Genomic DNA, 19,522 nt, shown 5'->3' on the forward strand with positions numbered 1-19,522 from the left:
AAAACCGTATATATTTTTACTGCCAGATGTACGTATTAATATTGAATATGCGATGCTGCTTATGATACTTGTATATATACTACAAGTTGAAGTGCGGAATGTGGGTTCAAACCATAAGTTTTGATTGACTGTTGATGTAGTTTAATTATGCTACTTTTTGAAGTGCGGAATGTGGGATATAATATCATTTTTTATAAGCAAATTAACGAAATTGATAAAACCATCCCTAGAATATTATTTAAACCTTCAATATCTCGTCACTCTTTACCCTGATGCAGAAGAAGGTGGATATGTAGCAGAAATAAAAGATTTACCTGGATGTTTCACTCAAGGAGAAACCCTAGAAGAGATAATGAAAAATATTAATGAAGCGCGGGAATTATGGATTGAAACAGCTTATGAAGCAGGGGATAATATTCCTTTACCGAGTGAAAAAGATATCATAAATGATCCATTAGCTGAGTTTATTGGTGGGGTTTAACATGGGAGTTTAGCCCAGAATATAGATCAAGAATTATATGAATAATAAGATAAACCGAATATTTTTCACCATTAACAAATTGTTCTCGAATATTATTAACCTCCTCCCCCAAAGAGGAAGAGGTTAAGAAAAAGAATTAATATGGCCAAGTCCAATCGCGGATTTCTGGCATATCTTCGCCGTGTTTTTGGATATAATACTTATGTTCAATCAGCTTATCTTGTAATTTTTGTTTCACATAAGCAGCTTTAGAACCTAATTTTGCTACACGGTCAATGACATCCATTACTAAATGGAATCTATCTAAGTCATTCATCACCACCATATCAAAAGGTGTGGTTGTTGTTCCTTCTTCTTTATAACCACGCACATGAATATTTTGATGATTTGTATGGCGATAGGTAAGACGATGAATTAACCAAGGATAGCCATGAAATGCGAAAATAATCGGTTTATCAGTGGTGAAAATAGTATCAAAATCTTTGTTACTTAAACCGTGAGGATGTTCGCTTTTTGGTTGTAGTGTCATTAAGTCTACAACGTTGACAACACGCACTTTTAAATCTGGGAAATTTTGCCGCAAAATATCCACAGCAGCTAATGTTTCCAAGGTAGGAATATCACCAGCACAAGCCATAACTACATCTGGTTCACCATCTTGATCACTGCTTGCCCATTCCCAAATTCCTAAACCTTTGGTACAGTGTTTAATGGCTGCATCCATGTCTAAATATTGTAATGCTGGCTGTTTACCAGCTACAATTATATTCACATAGTTACGACTTTTTAAACAGTGGTCGGTTACTGACAGCAAAGTGTTAGCGTCAGGGGGAAGATAAACCCGAATGATTTCTGATTTTTTGTTAACTACATGATCAAGAAAACCGGGATCTTGATGAGAAAACCCGTTATGATCTTGTCGCCAAACGTGAGAAGTGAGCAAATAATTTAATGATGCAATTGGTCTTCTCCAAGAAATATGTCGGGTTGTTTTTAACCATTTGGCGTGTTGGTTAAACATGGAATCAATGATATGAATAAATGCTTCATAACAAGAGAAAAAACCATGACGACCTGTTAATAAATATCCTTCTAACCATCCTTGACAGTTGGTTTCACTCAGCATTTCCACTACCCGACCATTAGGTGATAAATGGTCATCTTCGGGAAGAATTTCTGCCGCCCAAGTGCGGTTTGTAACTTCTAACACTGGATCAAGTCGGTTTGATGCGGTTTCATCAGGTCCGAAAACTCGGAAGTTCTTACTTTCCAGGTTTTCTTTCATCACATCCCGGAGGAATTTTCCAGTAACTTTGGTTGCTTCGGCGTTGACTGTTCCCGGTTTCGGTACTTCTACTGCATAGTTGCAGAAATCGGGCATTTTTAAATCCCGTAGTAATATACCGCCATTGGCGTGGGGGTTGTCTCCCATGCGTCGTTGGCCTTGGGGTGCGAGTTCTGCAAGTTCAGGGAGAAGTGTACCGTTTGCGTCAAATAGTTCTTCTGGTTTGTAGCTTTTTAACCAATCTTCTAATAGTTGCAGATGTGCCGGTTTACCAGCTATATCACTAAAGGGGACTTGGTGCGATCGCCAATAATCCTCTGTTTTCTTTCCGTCCACTTCTTTGGGTCCAGTCCAACCTTTAGGAGTGCGTAAAATAATCATCGGCCATTGCGGTCGTTCTTTGAAACCATGTACCCGCGCTTCTCGTTGGATACCTTGAATTTCAGGAATAATGGTATCTAATGTTGCTGCCATTTTTTGGTGAACTTCCGCCGGATCAGAACCTTCAACAAAGTAAGGTTTATATCCATAGCCGATAAACAGGCTTTCTAGTTCCTCATGAGGTATCCGTGCTAATACTGTAGGATTGGCAATTTTATAACCATTCAAATGCAAGATGGGTAAAACTGCACCATCAGTTACAGGGTTGATAAATTTGTTAGAATGCCAACTCGTTGCTAAAGCTCCTGTTTCCGCTTCTCCGTCACCGACAACAGCCGCCACTAACAAGTCTGGGTTATCAAATACAGCACCAAAGGCATGAACTAAAGCATAACCGAGTTCTCCCCCTTCATGGATAGAACCGGGAGTTTCTGGGGCGACGTGACTGGGAATACCACCAGGAAAGGAAAATTGCTTAAATAGTTTTTGCATTCCTTCGGCATCTTGGGAGATGTTGGGGTAATACTCGCTATATGTTCCTTCTAAGTAGGTATTAGCCACAAGTCCGGGGCCACCATGTCCGGGTCCAGCGATATAGATGGTGCTGAGGTCATATTTTTTAATAACGCGGTTGAGGTGGGCGTAAATTAAGTTAAGTCCAGGTGTTGTTCCCCAATGTCCTAATAAACGGGGTTTAACGTGTTCCTGTTTGAGGGGTTCTTTGAGTAAAGGGTTGTCGAGGAGATATATTTGACCAACGGAGAGATAATTTGCCGCCCGCCAATAGGCGTTGATTTTCTGTAGTTCATTATCCGATAATGGTTTGGCTGGGGTTGTCGTCGCTAAGGTCATTTTCAACTCCAAAAAGGTATTTGCACCAATCAGGTGTATTGTAGCAATACCAATAGAAAATGAGATCTTTAAGATTAGGTAAAAAAGCTAAACAAGTTTTTATATCTCTCCTATTTCAGTCATGGCAAATCTTGTTAATTTTTGTCAAATATTTTGTGAGGATGTGGATCGATCACCGTTTTGGATGTGAAGGAATTGAGGTGGTGGTTGTCAACTAACCTCATGATTAATACCTATAAATAAAAATTATATGTATATAGAGTCATAATACAAACTTATTGTTTCTACGGTTTCACAACCCTAATCACATCTTGATATATTCACAGAAGTATTTATATAAACATAGTAAAAAAAGCAACACTTAAATTTAATAATTTCTTTTATAAAAAATCAGGCTAGTCATGCTAATGTTTTAATCTCTTTATATTCCTTAGCTGCTTCAGCTTATGCATCTGCATTCTTTACACCCACAACATCTGGAAGAATTAGTTAATAGTAGTGGTATAAATTTAGACTTAATAAATTTAAACTTTAAATCTCTTCAAGGTAGCAATGTCTATGAATATCTCCTCATTTCTGACCAACTTCCCCGCACCAATACAGGGATGATTAAAAGCGCGTGGTTACAGCGTTATACCCATCTTACAGCAGGTGGTTGGTGGTGTTCTGGACTCGATCCCCTCAACAACTGGCAGAAAATGGAATGGGGATGCTTTAAACCCAACCAACCGCGTCAAAATCAAAAAGGGAAAACCATTAAATATGAACATCCTCCTAGCACACCCACACGCATATTTTGTTTACGCATATCATTAGAAATATGGCAACAAATCGGCCAACGCTATAACTTAAAATTACCAGAAAATATTACTATTAATCATGATGGTGAAGCCGAAGGTTTTTGGTCATGGGTAATTAAAAATAAAATATCTATTATTATTTGTGAAGGTGTGAAAAAAGCCGCCACACTTTTAAGTCAAGGATATGTTGCCATTGCTATTCCTGGTATTACTAGCGGTTATCGAGTCATTAAAGATGAATTTGGGCAAGTCACCCGACGGCAATTAATTCCAGATTTAGCAACATTCACAACTATAAAACGCAACTTTTATATTTGCTTTGATTTTGAAACCCAAGCAAAAAAAATTGCCGCAGTCAATAATGCTATTTCTCAACTTGGTTGTTTATTTCAACAACAAAATTGTCATGTAAAAGTTGTAGAACTACCAGGTAAAGAAAAAGGAGTAGATGAATTTGTTATTGCTAAAGGTATCACATCCTTTGATAAAATTTATCGTCAAAGTCCAGATTTAGATATTTATATTGCCCAAACAAAACCCCATACAGAATTAACTATTACCCCTGCAATGACTGTTAACTCTCCTTATTTGGGAAAAATTCCCTTTCCTACTTCTGGTTTAGTGGGAGTTAAATCAGCTAAAGGTACAGGTAAAACCACAGCTTTACAAGAGATTGTAAAAACAGCACAAAGCCAGAATCAATCAGTTTTATTAATTACCCATAGAATTATTTTAGGACGTTTTCTCTGTGAAAAAATCGGCATTCAATGGGGAATTGACCATGCAGCATGGAGTATAGAAAGTGATGAATTACCTGTTAAATACCCATTCGTAATTACGCCATCTTTAGGATTATGTGTAGATTCAATTTGGAAATTAACCCCCCAAGAATGGCAGGGAGCAATATTAATTTTAGATGAAGTTGAACAATCTCTATGGCATTTACTCAACAGTAACACCTGTAAACAAAAACGAGTAAAAATCCTTCGCATCTTTCAACAACTAATTTCTACAGTTCTCACAACAGGTGGTTTAATAATTGCCCAAGATGCCGATTTATCAGATGTATCTCTAGAATATTTACAATCTTTAGCAGGAATTAAATTAACACCTTGGGTACTTATTAATAAATGGAAACCGGAAAAAGGTTGGGATATAACTTTTTATGATTCACCTAATCCCACACCTCTCATTCATCAATTAGAATTAGATTTAATGGCTGGACGTAAATGCTATGTGACTACGGATAGTCGTTCTGGTCGTTACAGTTGTGAAACTATTGAACGTTACTTACGAGAACGTTTACAAAAACTCAGAAGAGAATTTCCTGAAACCTTGGTAGTTAGCAGTCATACTACTAATACACCAGGTCATGCAGCAGTTGATTTAATAGCAGCTATTAATCAAAAAATCACTAATTATGATACTGTTTTTGTTACCCCTAGTTTGGGAACAGGAATTAGTATTGATGTGCAACACTTTGACCGAGTTTATGGGATTTTTCAAGGCGTAATTCCTGACTCAGAAGCTCGTCAAGCTTTAGCAAGAGTACGGGATAATGTTCCCCGTGTGGTATGGTGTGCTAAACGCGGTATTGGCTTAATTGGCAGTGGTAGTACAAATTATCGTTTACTATCTCATTGGTATCAGGAAAATCAAAAAGAAAACTTAGCTTTATTAAGTCCATTACATAAAATAGATGTAGATTTACCTCTAGTTTATGATCCCATTCATTTACGAACTTGGGCAAAATTATCTGCTAGAGTTAATGCTTCTATCGGTCTGTATCGTCAATCAATGCAAGATGGTTTAATAGCTGATGGTCATCAAATGCAAATGCGAAGTAATGAAGTGCAAAATAATATTCTCCGTGATTTGCGTTTAGCCTTTTTTGCCACTGAACCCAGTGATTTAGAAAACCGCAAACGGCTAATTTTACAAATTGTGCAAGTCCAGAAAGATTGGGCGCAAAGTCGACAAAAATCCAAGGAAATTAAACGCAAAATTAAAGAAATTAAACAACAAAATCAATTAGCAGCGGCCAATTCTGTGGCTAATGCTAGGGATATTGATTATTGTGAATATGAACAGCTATTAACTAAACATTCTCTGAGTAATACTGAACGACATCAAGTTAATAAATATACTCTCAAACAAAGATATGGAATTGTAATCACTCCTGAACTTAAATTACTCGATGAAAAAGGTTATTATGGACAATTATTAATTCACTATTATCTGACTCACGAAAGTGAATATTTTCATGTTAGAGATCAACAAGAATGGAGTCAACAGTTACTTTGGGGTGAAGGTAAAGTGTTTCTGCCAGATTTAAAAACCTATACCCTGAAAGTAGAAGCTATGCGGGCTTTGGGAATGTTACAATTTCTGGAAACCCAAAGAGTATTTCAGGAACATGACTCAGATTTGATTTGGCTAAAAAATGTGGCTTTACAAAGTAGTAAACACATTAAACGCGCTTTGGGTATTGATTTACTCAGGGGTAAAGAATCTGTTTCAGGTATTAAAATATTAAACCGACTTTTGGGTTTATTAGGTTTGAAGTTACAACAAGTTAATAATGGTTATCAAATTGATTGGCAAACTTTAAATGATGACAGACAAAAAATATTTGCTGTTTGGCAACAGCGAGACGATTCAATGTTAAATTCTTTACAGAGTATGCGGCACGGAAGTTCGTCCGTACAGGAGTTCAGGAAAGTAGGTAACAGTCAACAGTCAAAAGTTAACTAATGAATATAAGTATCAATTTTGATGTTGTTAATGCTTTACACCAGCAGGGTTTAGATCATTATCATAGCGGTAATTATCAACAAGCGATCGCTAATTTTGATGGAGCTTTAGAATTGTATGGTGATTTTGCCATGGTTTATATTAATCGTGGCAATATATTTCATATTTTAGGCAATTATGAAAAGGCTATAGATGATTATAATCAATGTATAAAAATTAATCCTACTTTAGCAGAAGCTTATCATAATCTTGGGAATAGTTATTATGCTTTGCAAGATTATCAAACTGCTATTAATAATTACAATCGTTCCTTAGAAATTAATCCTAAATTTGCTGCTGCTTACTACAACCGAGGTTTAATTTATGGACACCTCCAAGATTATTATCAAGCAATTGCTGATTTTAATCAAGCATTGAAAATTGTTCCTGATGATATTCAAGCATACTATCAACGCGGTTTAACTTATAGCAATTTGGGAGATTATGAAAATGCAATTAGTGACTATAACCAAGCATTACAAATTGATCCCACATTAGCTATAGTATATGGTTTTCGAGCTAATGCACATCACCAAATGGGAAATTATGATCATGCTATTAAAGACTATGATCAAGCTTTACAAATAAATCCTGATTTAGCAACAGCTTACTATGGACGGGGGACGGTGCGAGAAGCAGTTCAAGACTTGAATAGTGCGGTTGCAGATTATACTCAATGTCTAGCTATCACTCCAGATTTTGCCCCAGCATATTGTAAACGGGGTGATGCTTATAAATTATTAGGAAATATACACACAGCTATTCAGGACTACAACCAAGCTTTAGAGATAGATAATGATTTATTAGCGGCCTACTATCATCGTGGTAATTGTCATTATTTGGCAAAGGATTTTACTAGTGCAATTAGTGATTTTACTGAAGCTTTACGATTAGATTCCCAGTCTGCTGTATTTTATAGCGATCGCGCCAATGCTCGTTATGCCCTGAAGGACTATCGAAAAGCAGTATCAGACTACACAAAAGCAATCAATATTAACCCTAACATAGCTGAGGACTGGTTTAATCGCGGTCGTAGTCATTTCCTTTTAGGAGAGTTAAATTTAGCATTAACAGATTTAAACCAAGCTATAGAATTACAACCCCGTTATCCTTCAGCCTATTTAGTGAGGGCAGACATACATAAAAATATGGGTAATCAAATGGAAACAATCAGCGATTTACGCAAAGCGGCGGATCTTTATTTGCAGTCAGGAAATACCCGATATTACCAGGAAATTACTAATCTAATTTCTAAAATTTCTGAGTTACAATTTTAACTTTTTCCTAAGTTATTAAGCTCAAGCCATATACCAGAGATTATTTTTCTGAAAGAGAATATTATGAAGATTGAAACATTAAAACAACGCTTAGACAAAAATCGCCCTATAATTACGGTTACTCTAAGAATGCCAGAAGAATTGAAACAACTTGCACCGATACTTGGTTTTTGTGGTTATCAACCATTAATTCGTGCATACATTGGACAGGGAATGAGAGTAGATTTAGAAAAGTTAGAAAATAATACAGTTAATGCTTTAATTGCTAGTTTAAAACGACATGGTGTGAGTGATGATGTTATTCATGAAGCCCTAACGGAAATCGTTAATGGTTAAATGTTACCCATTTATTTGTATGATTTATCCCATGATAGATTACCTGTACCATCAATGAGGTCAAGGGTATGACTCTTGTTAAAGTAAATCAAAGACACTACCCTAAAGGGGATATTTCTCGTCGAGTCATGGCCTTAGCTATTGACTTCTTTGGTGCATGGCTACTGAGTTCTATCGTCAGAACTAATCAAATGGGTATTCAATTTGCCCAAATATTTGTTTTTATTTTTGCTTGGATAATTTTCCGTGTTGTCATAGTTTACAACAATCAAGGACAAAGTTTAGGACGTTGGGCATTTGATTTAAAGATCCTAGAAGTAGCAAATGGGGAAATAGTCAACAGAATCCCCCAATTTCAGACATTATTGCTCAGAGAGGGTATTATTTGCTTTTCTAGCTTATTATTATCCATTTTCTTGGGGAATATCATCCTCAATCCTGCGGCTGTAGTGCTGTTGCTGCCCCTAGTCATTGACGGCGGTGCAGCTTTATCCGATACTCAGATGCGTCAGGCTTTCCATGACCGCTTCTTTAACACGGTTATCGTTTCTTCCCGGCGTGGTTATTCATTAGATATAAAAATTAAACGGTTGGTTGAAAAATTGCCGCGAAATATGAGATAATAACCATTTGTGTTAATTCTCCCGGCTTTACAGTTTGTAAGATTATGGCAAAGAGCAAAGGTGCGCGCATAATAGTGACACTAGAATGCACCGAGTGTCGGACAAATCCAGATAAACGTTCCCCTGGCGTATCCCGCTATACCAGCACTAAAAACCGTCGGAACACAACCAACCGCTTAGAACTGAAAAAGTTCTGTACTCACTGCAATAAACACACAGTTCACAAGGAAATTAAGTAAGAATGAGTTATTATCGCCGTCGTCTTTCTCCTATTAAGCCCGGAGATCCCATTGATTATAAAGATGTAGATTTGTTGCGTAAGTTTGTTACAGAACGTGGTAAAATCTTACCTCGGAGAATTACAGGCTTAACTTGTCAGCAACAACGCGCCCTAACTCTGGCCATTAAACGCGCCCGCATTGTGGCATTGTTGCCCTTCATTAACGCAGAAGGCTAAAAAGATTTTGGATTTTGGATTTTGGATTTTAGATAAAGATCCAAAAAGTAACGTTAGTACAATTAACCGCTTACTTTCAGTCCAAAATCTAAAATTTGATTAATCCTAAAGGAATGTATAATTAAATTCCAGACTTCAAATCTTGAGATTTGGATGATGAGCAATAGGGAAAAGGGAACAGAGCAGGGTTAATAAACCTAACCATTACCAATTACCAACCTAAACTAGATAACTAGCAACTTGGGTGACTACTCATTTAATCTAAAATCTAAAATCTAAAAATTACTAAAAAGCGCGACAGTTGTGGATAAGGGGACGTTAGTTGAATTTAGGATTCAAGGCGATTGCCGGCTGGGAGTGGTAGATCGTCCAGACGGTAAAACTCGTTGGTTTGTGGTAGATGAACGTGGTCAATCCCATAGCCTCGCGCCTCGCCAAATGACCTACACAGTTAACGGAGAGACCTATAAACCGGGAGACATTTCTGGGTTTTTAGCGGAAGTAAAACCTTATCTAGATCCATCTAGTTTGGAAGTAGCGTGGGAATTATTAATTGAAGATGGGGAAACTGTTACCCCCAGCCAAATGGCAAATTTACTATTTTCGGCATCAACACCACCCCAGTGTTATGCCGCCCATTGTTTATTATCAGAAGATAAACTTTATTTCAAACAAAAAGGCGACGCTTACGAACCGCGCAGCGCGACACAAGTAGCAGAACGCAAACACCAAATAGAAGTAGAAGCACAAAAAGCTAAGGGACAGCAGGAGTTTTTAGCCCGTGTAGAACAGGCACTTCGAGGTGAAACAGTAGAATGGCAACGACAGGATCGCCAGAGGTTAGAGGCTATCGAAAAATATGCCACACTCCTGGCGGATATTGTTAAGATGGGGATAAATTACGACTCTTTAGCTCGTGCTTGTCCGCCGCCAGCCCCAGTATTAGAAACTATGAATATGCTGGGACGTTCTGCAACTCCCCAGGCTGCCTTTCAACTCTTGATAGATTTGGGTTGGTGGAGTCCCCATGAAAATCTGTTCCTGCGCCGTTCATCAATTTCCGTTCAATTTCCGCAAAAGGTATTAGAAGTGGCGCAAGAACGTTTGGATTTCCCTCCCACAGATTTAGATACAAACCGTCTCGATCTGACTCATCTCAAGGTCTACACTATTGATGATGAAAGCACCACAGAAATAGACGATGGTTTGAGTTGGGAGATATTATCAGACGGCAAAGAACGGTTATGGGTACATATAGCCGATCCCACTAGATTATTAATACCAGATGATGAATTGGATTTAGAAGCCAGAAAGCGGGGTAGTACGGTTTATCTACCGACGGGGATGATTCCCATGTTTCCAGAGGTTTTGGCCACAGGTCCAATGAGTTTAGTACAGGGGAAAGTCTGTTGCGCCCTGAGTTTTGGCGTGATTTTAGATGAAGTTGGGGCTGTAGCAGATTATTGTATACAGGCTGGTTTGATTAAGCCTACCTATCGCCTCACCTATGAAGATGTGGATGAGATGTTACAGTTAGGTGTTCAGGCAGAACCAGAAATTGAAGCGATCGCTAATTGGGCAAAAAAACGCAAAGATTGGCGTTATGCCCAAGGTGCTATTAGTATTAATATGCCCGAAGCGATGATCAAAGTCAAAGACGATGACATCAACATTGATATTTTAGATGATTCCCCATCCCGGCAGTTAGTCGCAGAAATGATGATTCTTGCCGGTGAAGTAGCCGCCCGTTACGGTCAAACCCATAACATCCCCCTACCATTTCGCGGCCAACCCCAACCAGAATTGCCCCCAGACGAAGAATTACTCCTACTACCCGCCGGCTTCGTCCGTTCCTGTGCCATGCGCCGTTGTATGCCTAAGAGCGAAATGAGCATTACACCGGTGCGCCATGCTGGTTTAGGGTTAGATACTTATACACAAGCTACCTCCCCCATTCGTCGTTATAGTGACCTACTCACCCACTTCCAATTAAAAGCCCATTTACGGGGTGAAGGTTTACCTTTCTCGGCGGAACAACTCAGAGAAGTGATGATGACAGTCCTCAGCACCACCCAAGAAGTAACCATGGTGGAACGACAAACTAATAGATATTACGCTTTAGAATATTTACGTCGTCATCCTGAGGAAGTTTGGCAGGTGACGGTATTAATGTGGTTACGAGAAGATAGTAATTTAGCTCTAATTTTATTAGAAGATTTGGGTTTACAATTGCCAATGTCCTTCCGTCGTTCTGTCAGTTTGGGAGAACATTTATTTGTGAAAGTCAGTTTGGCTGACCCCCAAAAAGACATGATTCACTTCCAAGAAATTATCTACCAAGAAGCGCAATCAATGAGTAATTAGGGTTTGTATAAATAATATTTTGCCAATAGGTACTATTCTGAGGAATTCCCAACAAAGATAATCCCAACTTCAGAGTTTTTGCTGTTAAATCACTTAACATTAACAGCTAAGTTCTAGCAGGTTTTTCAGATTGAATGCAGATGAAAATGGGTTGTATTTTTTATCATCTATTACCGGGAGTGTTTGTTATTACAGGCATTCCTTTCTTTTTTTGTACAGATACTACCTGATGATGTCTATAATGGCGAAAAGTATCGCTTTCCTGTGCTAAAAAGTCCTGTAGCAACAAAATTTAGGAAAAATAAACAGGTAACTCCTTTACAACTACGCTTGGATGCAATTATTATGTTAGATGACATATTATTTATTACATCAAGCAGTTGAATGGATGCTAAATTTGATGGATAACCACACTCCCAAACCAATCATCAAGACTCAGAAAGATTCTGTATTAGCTCGTCCTCGTCTACAGAAAAAAGAAAATCAACCCAATCTTCTTTCTTTAAAGGAAGCATTTGATCTAGAAACTTTAGAGAAAAATCCTTGGGGACAATTTTTATTATTTATAGAAGACTTCTATAAATATTTTACACCGCGTCCCCAAGAAGAACTAGAAAAACGAGCAAAAATCATCCAAAATGCTATTCGCATCCTTAACGAACATCATCAAGAATCTTGGGTTGAAATATTAACCATAATTCCCCAAGCAGAAAGAGTAGAATCAGATGAATTTTATCAGGAGATTTCCAGATATAAAAGATTCACACCGCAAGAAGTTTATCAAGCATCTCAGACAACTATTAAAGTAATACTTAATCACGATAAATATGGATTTGTAGATGGCAAAATAGATGCTGAGAGAATTAATCGTAAGACTCAACTGAATGAAACCATAGATTACTTTCATAACAATCAATATAAAACTTATTTCATTATTGCCCAACTACCAGAATTAGTTCCTGAAGATGCTAAACCAATGTTTGCAGCATCAAAAGCTTTTCAGGACATGATTGCTGCCAGTCCAAATGTTAAACTTGAAGAGTTTAGCATGACTTTCATGAGGCGTTTTCGATTAACCCGTGCTGACATAAAAGATGATTATGCTCAATTTAAGGACCAGGAAAAGGATCAAATTGAGAGAGACTTGAGAACTCAAATTAATATTTTAGAACAAGAAAAATTAGCACTAGAACAGCAGTTAGAAAAAACTCGTAACCAGGCACGTCAAGAAGCTGTAATTTACATAGCTAATGCTCTCCAAAATGGTAGACAACCTGCTTTAAATCAAATACAGCAGATGATTAGTTTATTAGAATTGCAAATAGAAGAAACGGGAGAACCAGAACTTGATTCTGACAAAGCTTTGAGCCTATTTATTATCCTCCGTAACCTGATGGAAACATTTCAGGAGTTGGGAATAGAACCTTACCCTAAATCATTGAGAGGTAAATTAGAAATATCTCAAAATCAACTTTCAGAATATGCCTATATGGAAGGAAAAGCATTTACAAATGAACAGGAAATTAAACAAGTAGAGTGTATTCGACAAGGATGGAAAGTAGAAGAAACAGTCATCACACCTGCAAAAGTGAGAGAGTTAAATAGTTAGCCTTGGCGACTGGAAGTTGCGGCTATACAAACTAAGTCCGCCTACACGGACTAAGGAAAAATCAAGAATTTAAAACCCACCTGTGTGGGTTTTACCTCTATTAAAATCACCAAATTACACACAAAACCAGGGGAGAATGAAAAATGACTAACGTAGCAATTTTACTTGATCTGGACAATATCAAACCCGAACTTCAAGAAATAGAAGATATTTGTAGACAGTATGGTAATGTCAAGGAACGTCGGGCATTTTCCAACACTCCAGCCGTTCGTGCAATCTATGGTGCTAAATTACGCGCATTAGAATACAGGTTTGAATTAACTCCTGGAGTTGATATTGTTCGCCAGGAAGTTGATAATTTAATTTTTCGCACTGCAAAAGAATTAATTGATAATTCTCAGCTAGGTATTAAAATAATTGCTGTAGTTAGTAATGATAATGATTATGCAAATTTATTTGCACAGCTTAAAAAGAAAGGAATTAAAACTGTAGCTATTGGTAATAACCACATAGGAAATAGACTAAGGGAAACAGCAAATCATATTGAATTTCTCACAAATGTTCTGCGTCCTACCTATTTAGGTATTGATTTAGGAACTACCAATACTGTGATAGCACAAGCAAGACAAACACCACAACAAAGATTGGCTGCAAATGCTATTAGTATTCCTGTAATAGGTGAGATGGGAGGGTTACAAAAGACAGAATTAATTCCTTCTTCTGTCCGCTTCTCTCAATTAGATAAATCAGAAATTGGGAAGCACGTGCGTAGTCAATACTATGCTTTTAGAGATCAAACAATTCTAGCTTGGAAACATGATATTGGTACTCTTAAAGATGGTGAAAATTTTGAATATGAATTGAATATTGGTAAGATTAAACCGGAAAAAGCAGCCGGTGAAGTTTTAAAATTCTGTCGTAAGGAGTTAATTAACCAACAAGTTGATGTGGGAGGAGGTATAGTGATTACTCATCCTGCATCTTACGAACCTGATGCCATAAAAGCAACAAGAGAAGCAGCTAAATTAGCTGGTTGGAAAGAAGATGATATTGTCCTATTAGCAGAACCAAAAGCAGCTTTATATGATTTTCTGCACAGATTTACTAATGGGGAAATTTTTCCTAATTTAGATACCAGTCGCTCTTTAAATATCCTAGTTTATGACTTAGGTGGTGGAACATTAGATACTTCACTACACAAGGTTGAATGGAATAGTGATATTTCCCAGTTTATTATTGATGATATTTCCATTGGTTCTCGCACCAGAGTAGGTGGTGATCAAGTTGATGAAAAAATTGTTGCTTACCTATTTGATAAATATAGCAGAATTCAGAGATTATCTGCACCTGATCAGAAAAAACTCCGCCATGAATTGAGAATTTATGCCGAAAAATTTAAGCAAGTGTGGGGAGCAAAATATATTCATAGTCAAGATCAAGAAGAGTTTAAATTACAATTTAACTATCTGGCTTTAGATGGTAATTTTCCGATTACCTATAGTATCAACTATCGTCAGATGCAGGAAGCACTAAAAGACCTGTTATGTCTAGACATTCAACCTGACTTAATTGATAAATTAGATCCAAAAACGGCTTTTGATGAATCTCCATTTACAGATCGTCGTGATACCTTTGTTGTCCCTGTTTTGGATGTGCTATTAAAAGCTAAAGATACATTGGGCAAACTACCGAAAATAGATGCAATTCTTCTCAACGGTGGAATGACCTATTTTCCACTGGTTACGGAGCGTTTAGAAAGACTTTTACCAGGAACATTAATTCTCTCACAAGGAGATCCAGATTTAGCTGTTGCTCGTGGTGCTGCACTTTATGCTTCTGGTACATTAGAACCTCCACATAAAGGAGGTATGAGTGGGATTAACCCCACAAATATTTGGCTAGAAGTTAAAGATTCCAATACTGAAGAATCTCAACTAGAATTATTAATTTCTCAGGGGCAAAAATATCCTTATCGAACAACTTTGAATGGATTTCGTCTCCCAATGATGGAAAAAGGTTTGATTGAATTTAATGTTTGGGTGGGTATGGGTTCAAAACCAAAGCAAAATACAAGCTTACAACGCAGACGCTATGTTAATGCAGAGAAAATTAGGGCTGCTAATATTCAACCAGGGGACTATTTAAACTTGGAAGTTGAATATACATTTGATGAGCGATTATGGTTGACACTTGTACATCGAGATCGTCCAGATTGTCGTTTTCCCTTATTAGTTTCTGAGGAAATAGAAACGATAGATACAAAAACTACCCCAGTTATCACAGAAGAAAGTCCTAGAGATCCTAAAGAATTAATTCCCAATATTCCCCGCGCACGGATAGGCAGGGAAGCAGATCCTAGTGTTCTGGTACAATTTACTCAGTGGGGTAGGGTGACATTAAGCCTTTCTCAATCAGGATTTCCAAATGGAAGGGTTCAGCAGGAAAGAAGACAACTAGAAAGTCAAACTCGTCAAGCCGGAAATCGTCTATCAATTGTGCAAAGTTTGCTGCAATGGTTGGAACAAGGAAGTAATATTAAAGCTGATTTGCAAAGGACAAGGCAAACAGTAGCAGTGATGGCTTTATCTAATATTATCCAAGTTCTACCTTCCGATGCTGCTGACTTTCAAACTAGAGAATTAGAACAAAGATATCATAGTTGGATTCTGCGACAATTTGAGTCTGGTTTATCTCGCTTGCAATCTAATAATGAACTCTATTCAGCGATCGCCCATACTCCCGGTAAACTTTTGTGGTCAGATTTTGGCGAGTTAATTTACCAACAATTCTCAGAAATATCAAACCAACCCCGTGCTGTTTATTTACTTAACTCCTTTGGAATTTGTGCAGAACCTTCTACTAAAAATATCACTAGATTGCAATCTATTATTCAAGCTAATTCACCTTTAGCTTTACGTCAAAAAGCTTTTTGGGCTTTAGCGAGAATTATCAGTCTTGGTCAACCTGCGGAATGGCGAGCTAAACTTATAGATGTGGAAAATGTAGCATCTTTTGTTTTAGATCAGCTAAAAAATCGCATCACTGAACCACAAATTGTGCTTGATGCTTTAGTTTGTCTTTATCAATGTATTCTGTGGCATATTAATGGACATTTATTGCATGGTAGAATTGTTAATGAAATTCTATCGCTAGGAAAAGTTTATCTACCTTGTAATACTAAGATGAAAGGTTTTCCGCAGATTGAGAAGAACTTTAATCGTAAGTTGGAACTTATAGAAGTTGCTTTCAATCTCGATAAAGCAAAAGGTACAGATATTGTTGATATAATAAGTATACTAGAAAAGGTTACTCAAACACAAGATAACTGACATCCTCAAGATATCAGATCACCCTCTTTTAAGAAACACTAGCTAAACCCCTGATTATAGCGATATGCACTTAAACAAAGTAAATAATAGCCCCCTCCTCGCTTGCGGGGAGGGGGTTTGGGGTGGGGTTGTTATATCATTTTAAACCCCTAAATTTAATGTTAAAATAAACGGAGATCAAGCTGGTGCGATCGCTGATTATACTCAAGCTATCACCATTGATCCTCAAGATGCCGAATCCTACTCCAACCGGGGAGTTGCTAAATCTGATTTAGGCGATAAAACAGGTGCGATTAAAGATTTAGAAACTGCTAAACAACTATTTCAACAACAAGGTAATACACAATTTGCTCAAAAAGTACAAGAAGTATTGAATAAATTGTAGCTACCATTATCTTTATTTTACCTTCTATCCTCTACCCATGCATTAACCAACCCCAATCAAAAACAACCAAACTAACACCACAACCACTAGCTTCCGCTAACCGAGAATCAAGAGTTGCTAATGGTAAATTTGACCGCAAAGCTAACTCTAAATAAGCAGCATCATCAGCAGCTAAACCTTCCCGTCTTGCTAGTTTAAAAGTTGCATCTAAAGCATTTTCATCTGTAGGGGTTTAGCAATGCTAAATCCTTATTTTTATGTTATATTAGAGTACAACAAAAAATTCCTTTATCAGTTTATTCAAAAATATGAAAGGATATATCCAAAATCAAACAATTATTCTCCAAGACAGTTTACCCGATACCTTACAAAATGGTGATGAAGTGGAAATTGTCATCATTCCCATCAAAAAACGTAAGTATCATTTTCCTACATTCAAACTGGATATCAAAGAAGAATATTTAGACAGAGAAAAGATTTATGAACAAGATTAAAGTATTCTTCGACACCAATGTATTAATTTATGCTCATGATGAATCATCAATTTATCATGAAAACTCTGCCAATTTGTTAAACTTAGTATTTGAAAATCAAATTACTGGAGTTATTGCTGAACAAAATATCATAGAACTATACAGAATTTTAACCAATTCTGTAGCAATGAAAAATCAGCCATTAACGCCACAAGATGTTAACAAGCTAATTACAGAAGTTTATTTAAGTGGTGTTTTTGAAGTCTTATATCCTAACCAATTAACTACAGAAAAAACTTTAGAATTAGCTGTTAATAGTAATTGTCTATCAGCCAGAATTTTTGATATTCGTTTAGCAGGATTAGTAATTACCTATCCAGTAGATTATTTTGCTACATACAATATTAAACATTTTCTCAATATTGAAGGTTTAAACCCTATGATACCAGATGATATCTTATCAAAAATAAGATTATGAACAAAACACCAATTAATCAAAAATTGAATATAGATAACGGAAATCCGTACAAGCTGTAATTCAGGAAAATCACCTGCTGTTAATAGTTGTTAATACAGGAAGGGAGGAAATTCAGCAATGGATAAACTAGAACAATACCGGAATATCATCAAAAAAATATTAACTGAATATTACGAAATGACTAATAATCAAACTTCAAAAAAATGTGAATTTGAAGTTAGTGAACGTTTGGCTATTGATAAGGAAGTCATACCCGGTGGTATCATCCTTTATTACCTAGTGATCCGATTACCATATCTGGTAAAGATGGAGATGATGCTAAACTATATATAGAAAAAGAAGTTACCGAAAAATTAGCAAAATTAAAATCAATTCAAGAAAAGGAGTTAGAAGAATGAATTTACCTTACACTATCATTATTCAATGGAGTAGTGAAGATAAATGTTATTTAGTTCATTTACCAGAATTTCCTACTCAAAAATATCATACTCATGGTGATACTTATGAAGAAGCTGTTAAAAATGCTCAAGAAGTTATAGAAATGCTAATTGCCGAATATCAAGAAGATGGTAAACCTTTACCTTTAGCTAAATCTTTAGAACAATTAATTGATGTGGCTTAATATTCAATTATGTTAAAATATATTATAGCAATTCCCGTTGTTATGAGGTACAAGGTTAATAGGCAGGATGCCTGTTCCACAAGAGTTTTATGATTCAATTTTGTACCTCATCAGAGCAGAAAATGCTATATTAGGGTTTAGCATTGCTCAAACCTTGCCTTTGATATTAAAATAAACCTAGAGGTAACCCTTATTAAAACCATGAAAAGTCGCAGCTTTACAGTAATTATTTACAAAGAAGATGATATATATATCGCTGAGTGTCCAGAAGTTGGTACAGTAGATCAAGGAGAAACCATAGAACAAGCAATAATAGGTTTAAAAGAAGCAACGCGACTTTATTTAGAAGAATTTCCTTTACCAGAAACCTCTCCTAGATATGTAACTAGCATTGAGGTTAGTTATGCCTAAATTACCACGAATTCCTAGTAAAGAAGCAATTCTGGCATTGGAACGTTTAGGATTTTACCAAGTTAGACAAAGTGGTAGTCATGTGATTATGAAAAAACAAACAATTAATGGTGAAATTGGTTGTGTTGTACCATTACATCAAGAACTCAAGGTAGGTACATTAAGCGGTATTCTTAACCCACATTCCGCACTTCAAAAAGTAGCATAATTAAACTACATCAACAGTAAATCAAAACTTATGGTTTGAACAATTACGTATCAATAGCAAACAAAATTATGAACGCAAAAAGTTAAGCTTTTATGGGTGTTTAAAAGCTGTTTCAAAAACAATATTTAATTGAAGGTGTGTAATAAGTTATAAAAAAGATAACCGATAAAATCGTAAAACTATAGAGAATAGTTAAGTTGAAAAATAATATTTTTGACAAGCATTAGGTAAAAATTGCAAGATATGACAGTGTGACTCCGTTAAGTTCAGAACTCGTTGAAATCCTTGTATCATCAAAAGATGAATACCTTGGAAGCACTGAAATATCCATCTTAATGTGGGAGATTCTGTTGGTTTA

General features: G+C 36.6%; 17 protein-coding genes and 1 pseudogene. 17 read left to right on the plus strand and 1 reads right to left on the minus strand.

Going from position 1 to position 19,522, the window contains the following annotated elements:
• Positions 1-169 precede the first annotated feature (169 nt).
• Positions 170-439, plus strand: a pseudogene (locus CUN59_RS15045) (type II toxin-antitoxin system HicB family antitoxin); the annotation flags it as partial.
• A 178-nt stretch (positions 440-617) separates the two neighbouring features.
• Here the strand turns inward: CUN59_RS15045 and CUN59_RS15050 are convergent.
• Positions 618-2,999, minus strand: a complete 2,382-nt coding sequence (locus tag CUN59_RS15050; RefSeq protein WP_104388612.1) for a phosphoketolase family protein — start codon at positions 2,997-2,999, stop codon at positions 618-620.
• Positions 3,000-3,445: 446 nt separating this feature from the next.
• Here CUN59_RS15050 and CUN59_RS15055 point away from each other — a divergent pair, with 446 nt between their 5' ends.
• From CUN59_RS15055 to CUN59_RS15135, 16 genes are all read left to right on the plus strand, one after another.
• The gene (locus CUN59_RS15055; protein WP_104388613.1) at positions 3,446-6,553 is read left to right on the plus strand and encodes a plasmid replication protein, CyRepA1 family; all 3,108 of its coding nucleotides are present in this window, start codon (positions 3,446-3,448) and stop codon (positions 6,551-6,553) included.
• A complete protein-coding gene (locus tag CUN59_RS15060) occupies positions 6,553-7,869 on the plus strand; it encodes a tetratricopeptide repeat protein (protein ID WP_104388614.1) in 1,317 nt (438 codons plus the stop codon). The genes CUN59_RS15055 and CUN59_RS15060 overlap by 1 nt, the downstream gene beginning before the upstream one ends.
• A 63-nt stretch (positions 7,870-7,932) precedes the next feature.
• Complete coding sequence (locus CUN59_RS15065; RefSeq protein ID WP_104388615.1) at positions 7,933-8,205, plus strand: hypothetical protein; 273 nt, start codon at positions 7,933-7,935, stop codon at positions 8,203-8,205.
• A gap of 68 nt (positions 8,206-8,273) precedes the next feature.
• A complete protein-coding gene (locus CUN59_RS15070) occupies positions 8,274-8,828 on the plus strand; it encodes an RDD family protein (protein ID WP_104388616.1) in 555 nt (184 codons plus the stop codon).
• 44 nt (positions 8,829-8,872) lie between these two features.
• On the plus strand, positions 8,873-9,067 hold the full coding sequence (gene rpmG, locus CUN59_RS15075) for a 50S ribosomal protein L33 (protein WP_010998585.1): 195 nt from the start codon (positions 8,873-8,875) through the stop codon (positions 9,065-9,067).
• A gap of 2 nt (positions 9,068-9,069) precedes the next feature.
• The gene (gene rpsR / locus CUN59_RS15080; protein WP_104388617.1) at positions 9,070-9,285 is read left to right on the plus strand and encodes a 30S ribosomal protein S18; all 216 of its coding nucleotides are present in this window, start codon (positions 9,070-9,072) and stop codon (positions 9,283-9,285) included.
• Between the two features lie 303 nt (positions 9,286-9,588).
• Positions 9,589-11,649 (plus strand): ribonuclease catalytic domain-containing protein, encoded by a 2,061-nt coding sequence (locus tag CUN59_RS15085; RefSeq protein WP_104388618.1) that lies wholly within the window; start codon positions 9,589-9,591, stop codon positions 11,647-11,649.
• A gap of 352 nt (positions 11,650-12,001) precedes the next feature.
• Entirely contained in the window at positions 12,002-13,258 is a 1,257-nt protein-coding gene (locus CUN59_RS15090; RefSeq protein ID WP_104388619.1) for a hypothetical protein, read from the plus strand.
• A 143-nt stretch (positions 13,259-13,401) separates the two neighbouring features.
• Positions 13,402-16,587 (plus strand): Hsp70 family protein, encoded by a 3,186-nt coding sequence (locus tag CUN59_RS15095; protein ID WP_104388620.1) that lies wholly within the window; start codon positions 13,402-13,404, stop codon positions 16,585-16,587.
• 166 nt (positions 16,588-16,753) lie between these two features.
• Positions 16,754-16,972 (plus strand): tetratricopeptide repeat protein, encoded by a 219-nt coding sequence (locus CUN59_RS15100; RefSeq protein ID WP_104388625.1) that lies wholly within the window; start codon positions 16,754-16,756, stop codon positions 16,970-16,972.
• 308 nt (positions 16,973-17,280) lie between these two features.
• On the plus strand, positions 17,281-17,466 hold the full coding sequence (locus CUN59_RS15105; RefSeq protein ID WP_071191308.1) for a hypothetical protein: 186 nt from the start codon (positions 17,281-17,283) through the stop codon (positions 17,464-17,466).
• Positions 17,453-17,923 carry a type II toxin-antitoxin system VapC family toxin gene (locus CUN59_RS15110; RefSeq protein WP_104388621.1) on the plus strand — a complete coding sequence of 157 codons (471 nt, stop codon included), beginning with the start codon at positions 17,453-17,455 and terminating at the stop codon, positions 17,921-17,923. The genes CUN59_RS15105 and CUN59_RS15110 overlap by 14 nt, the downstream gene beginning before the upstream one ends.
• A 117-nt stretch (positions 17,924-18,040) precedes the next feature.
• Positions 18,041-18,256, plus strand: a complete 216-nt coding sequence (locus CUN59_RS21135) for an element excision factor XisI family protein (protein WP_133164030.1) — start codon at positions 18,041-18,043, stop codon at positions 18,254-18,256.
• A gap of 61 nt (positions 18,257-18,317) precedes the next feature.
• A complete protein-coding gene (locus CUN59_RS15125; RefSeq protein WP_104388622.1) occupies positions 18,318-18,545 on the plus strand; it encodes a type II toxin-antitoxin system HicB family antitoxin in 228 nt (75 codons plus the stop codon).
• Between the two features lie 201 nt (positions 18,546-18,746).
• Positions 18,747-18,956 carry a type II toxin-antitoxin system HicB family antitoxin gene (locus tag CUN59_RS15130; RefSeq protein WP_104388623.1) on the plus strand — a complete coding sequence of 70 codons (210 nt, stop codon included), beginning with the start codon at positions 18,747-18,749 and terminating at the stop codon, positions 18,954-18,956.
• Positions 18,949-19,164: a type II toxin-antitoxin system HicA family toxin gene (locus tag CUN59_RS15135; protein ID WP_104388624.1), complete on the plus strand. Its 216-nt coding sequence runs from the start codon at positions 18,949-18,951 to the stop codon at positions 19,162-19,164. The genes CUN59_RS15130 and CUN59_RS15135 overlap by 8 nt, the downstream gene beginning before the upstream one ends.
• Positions 19,165-19,522: the final 358 nt, after the last annotated feature.

Origin of the sequence: Cuspidothrix issatschenkoi CHARLIE-1, assembly GCF_002934005.1 — a bacterium.
Classification (GTDB): domain Bacteria; phylum Cyanobacteriota; class Cyanobacteriia; order Cyanobacteriales; family Nostocaceae; genus Cuspidothrix; species Cuspidothrix issatschenkoi.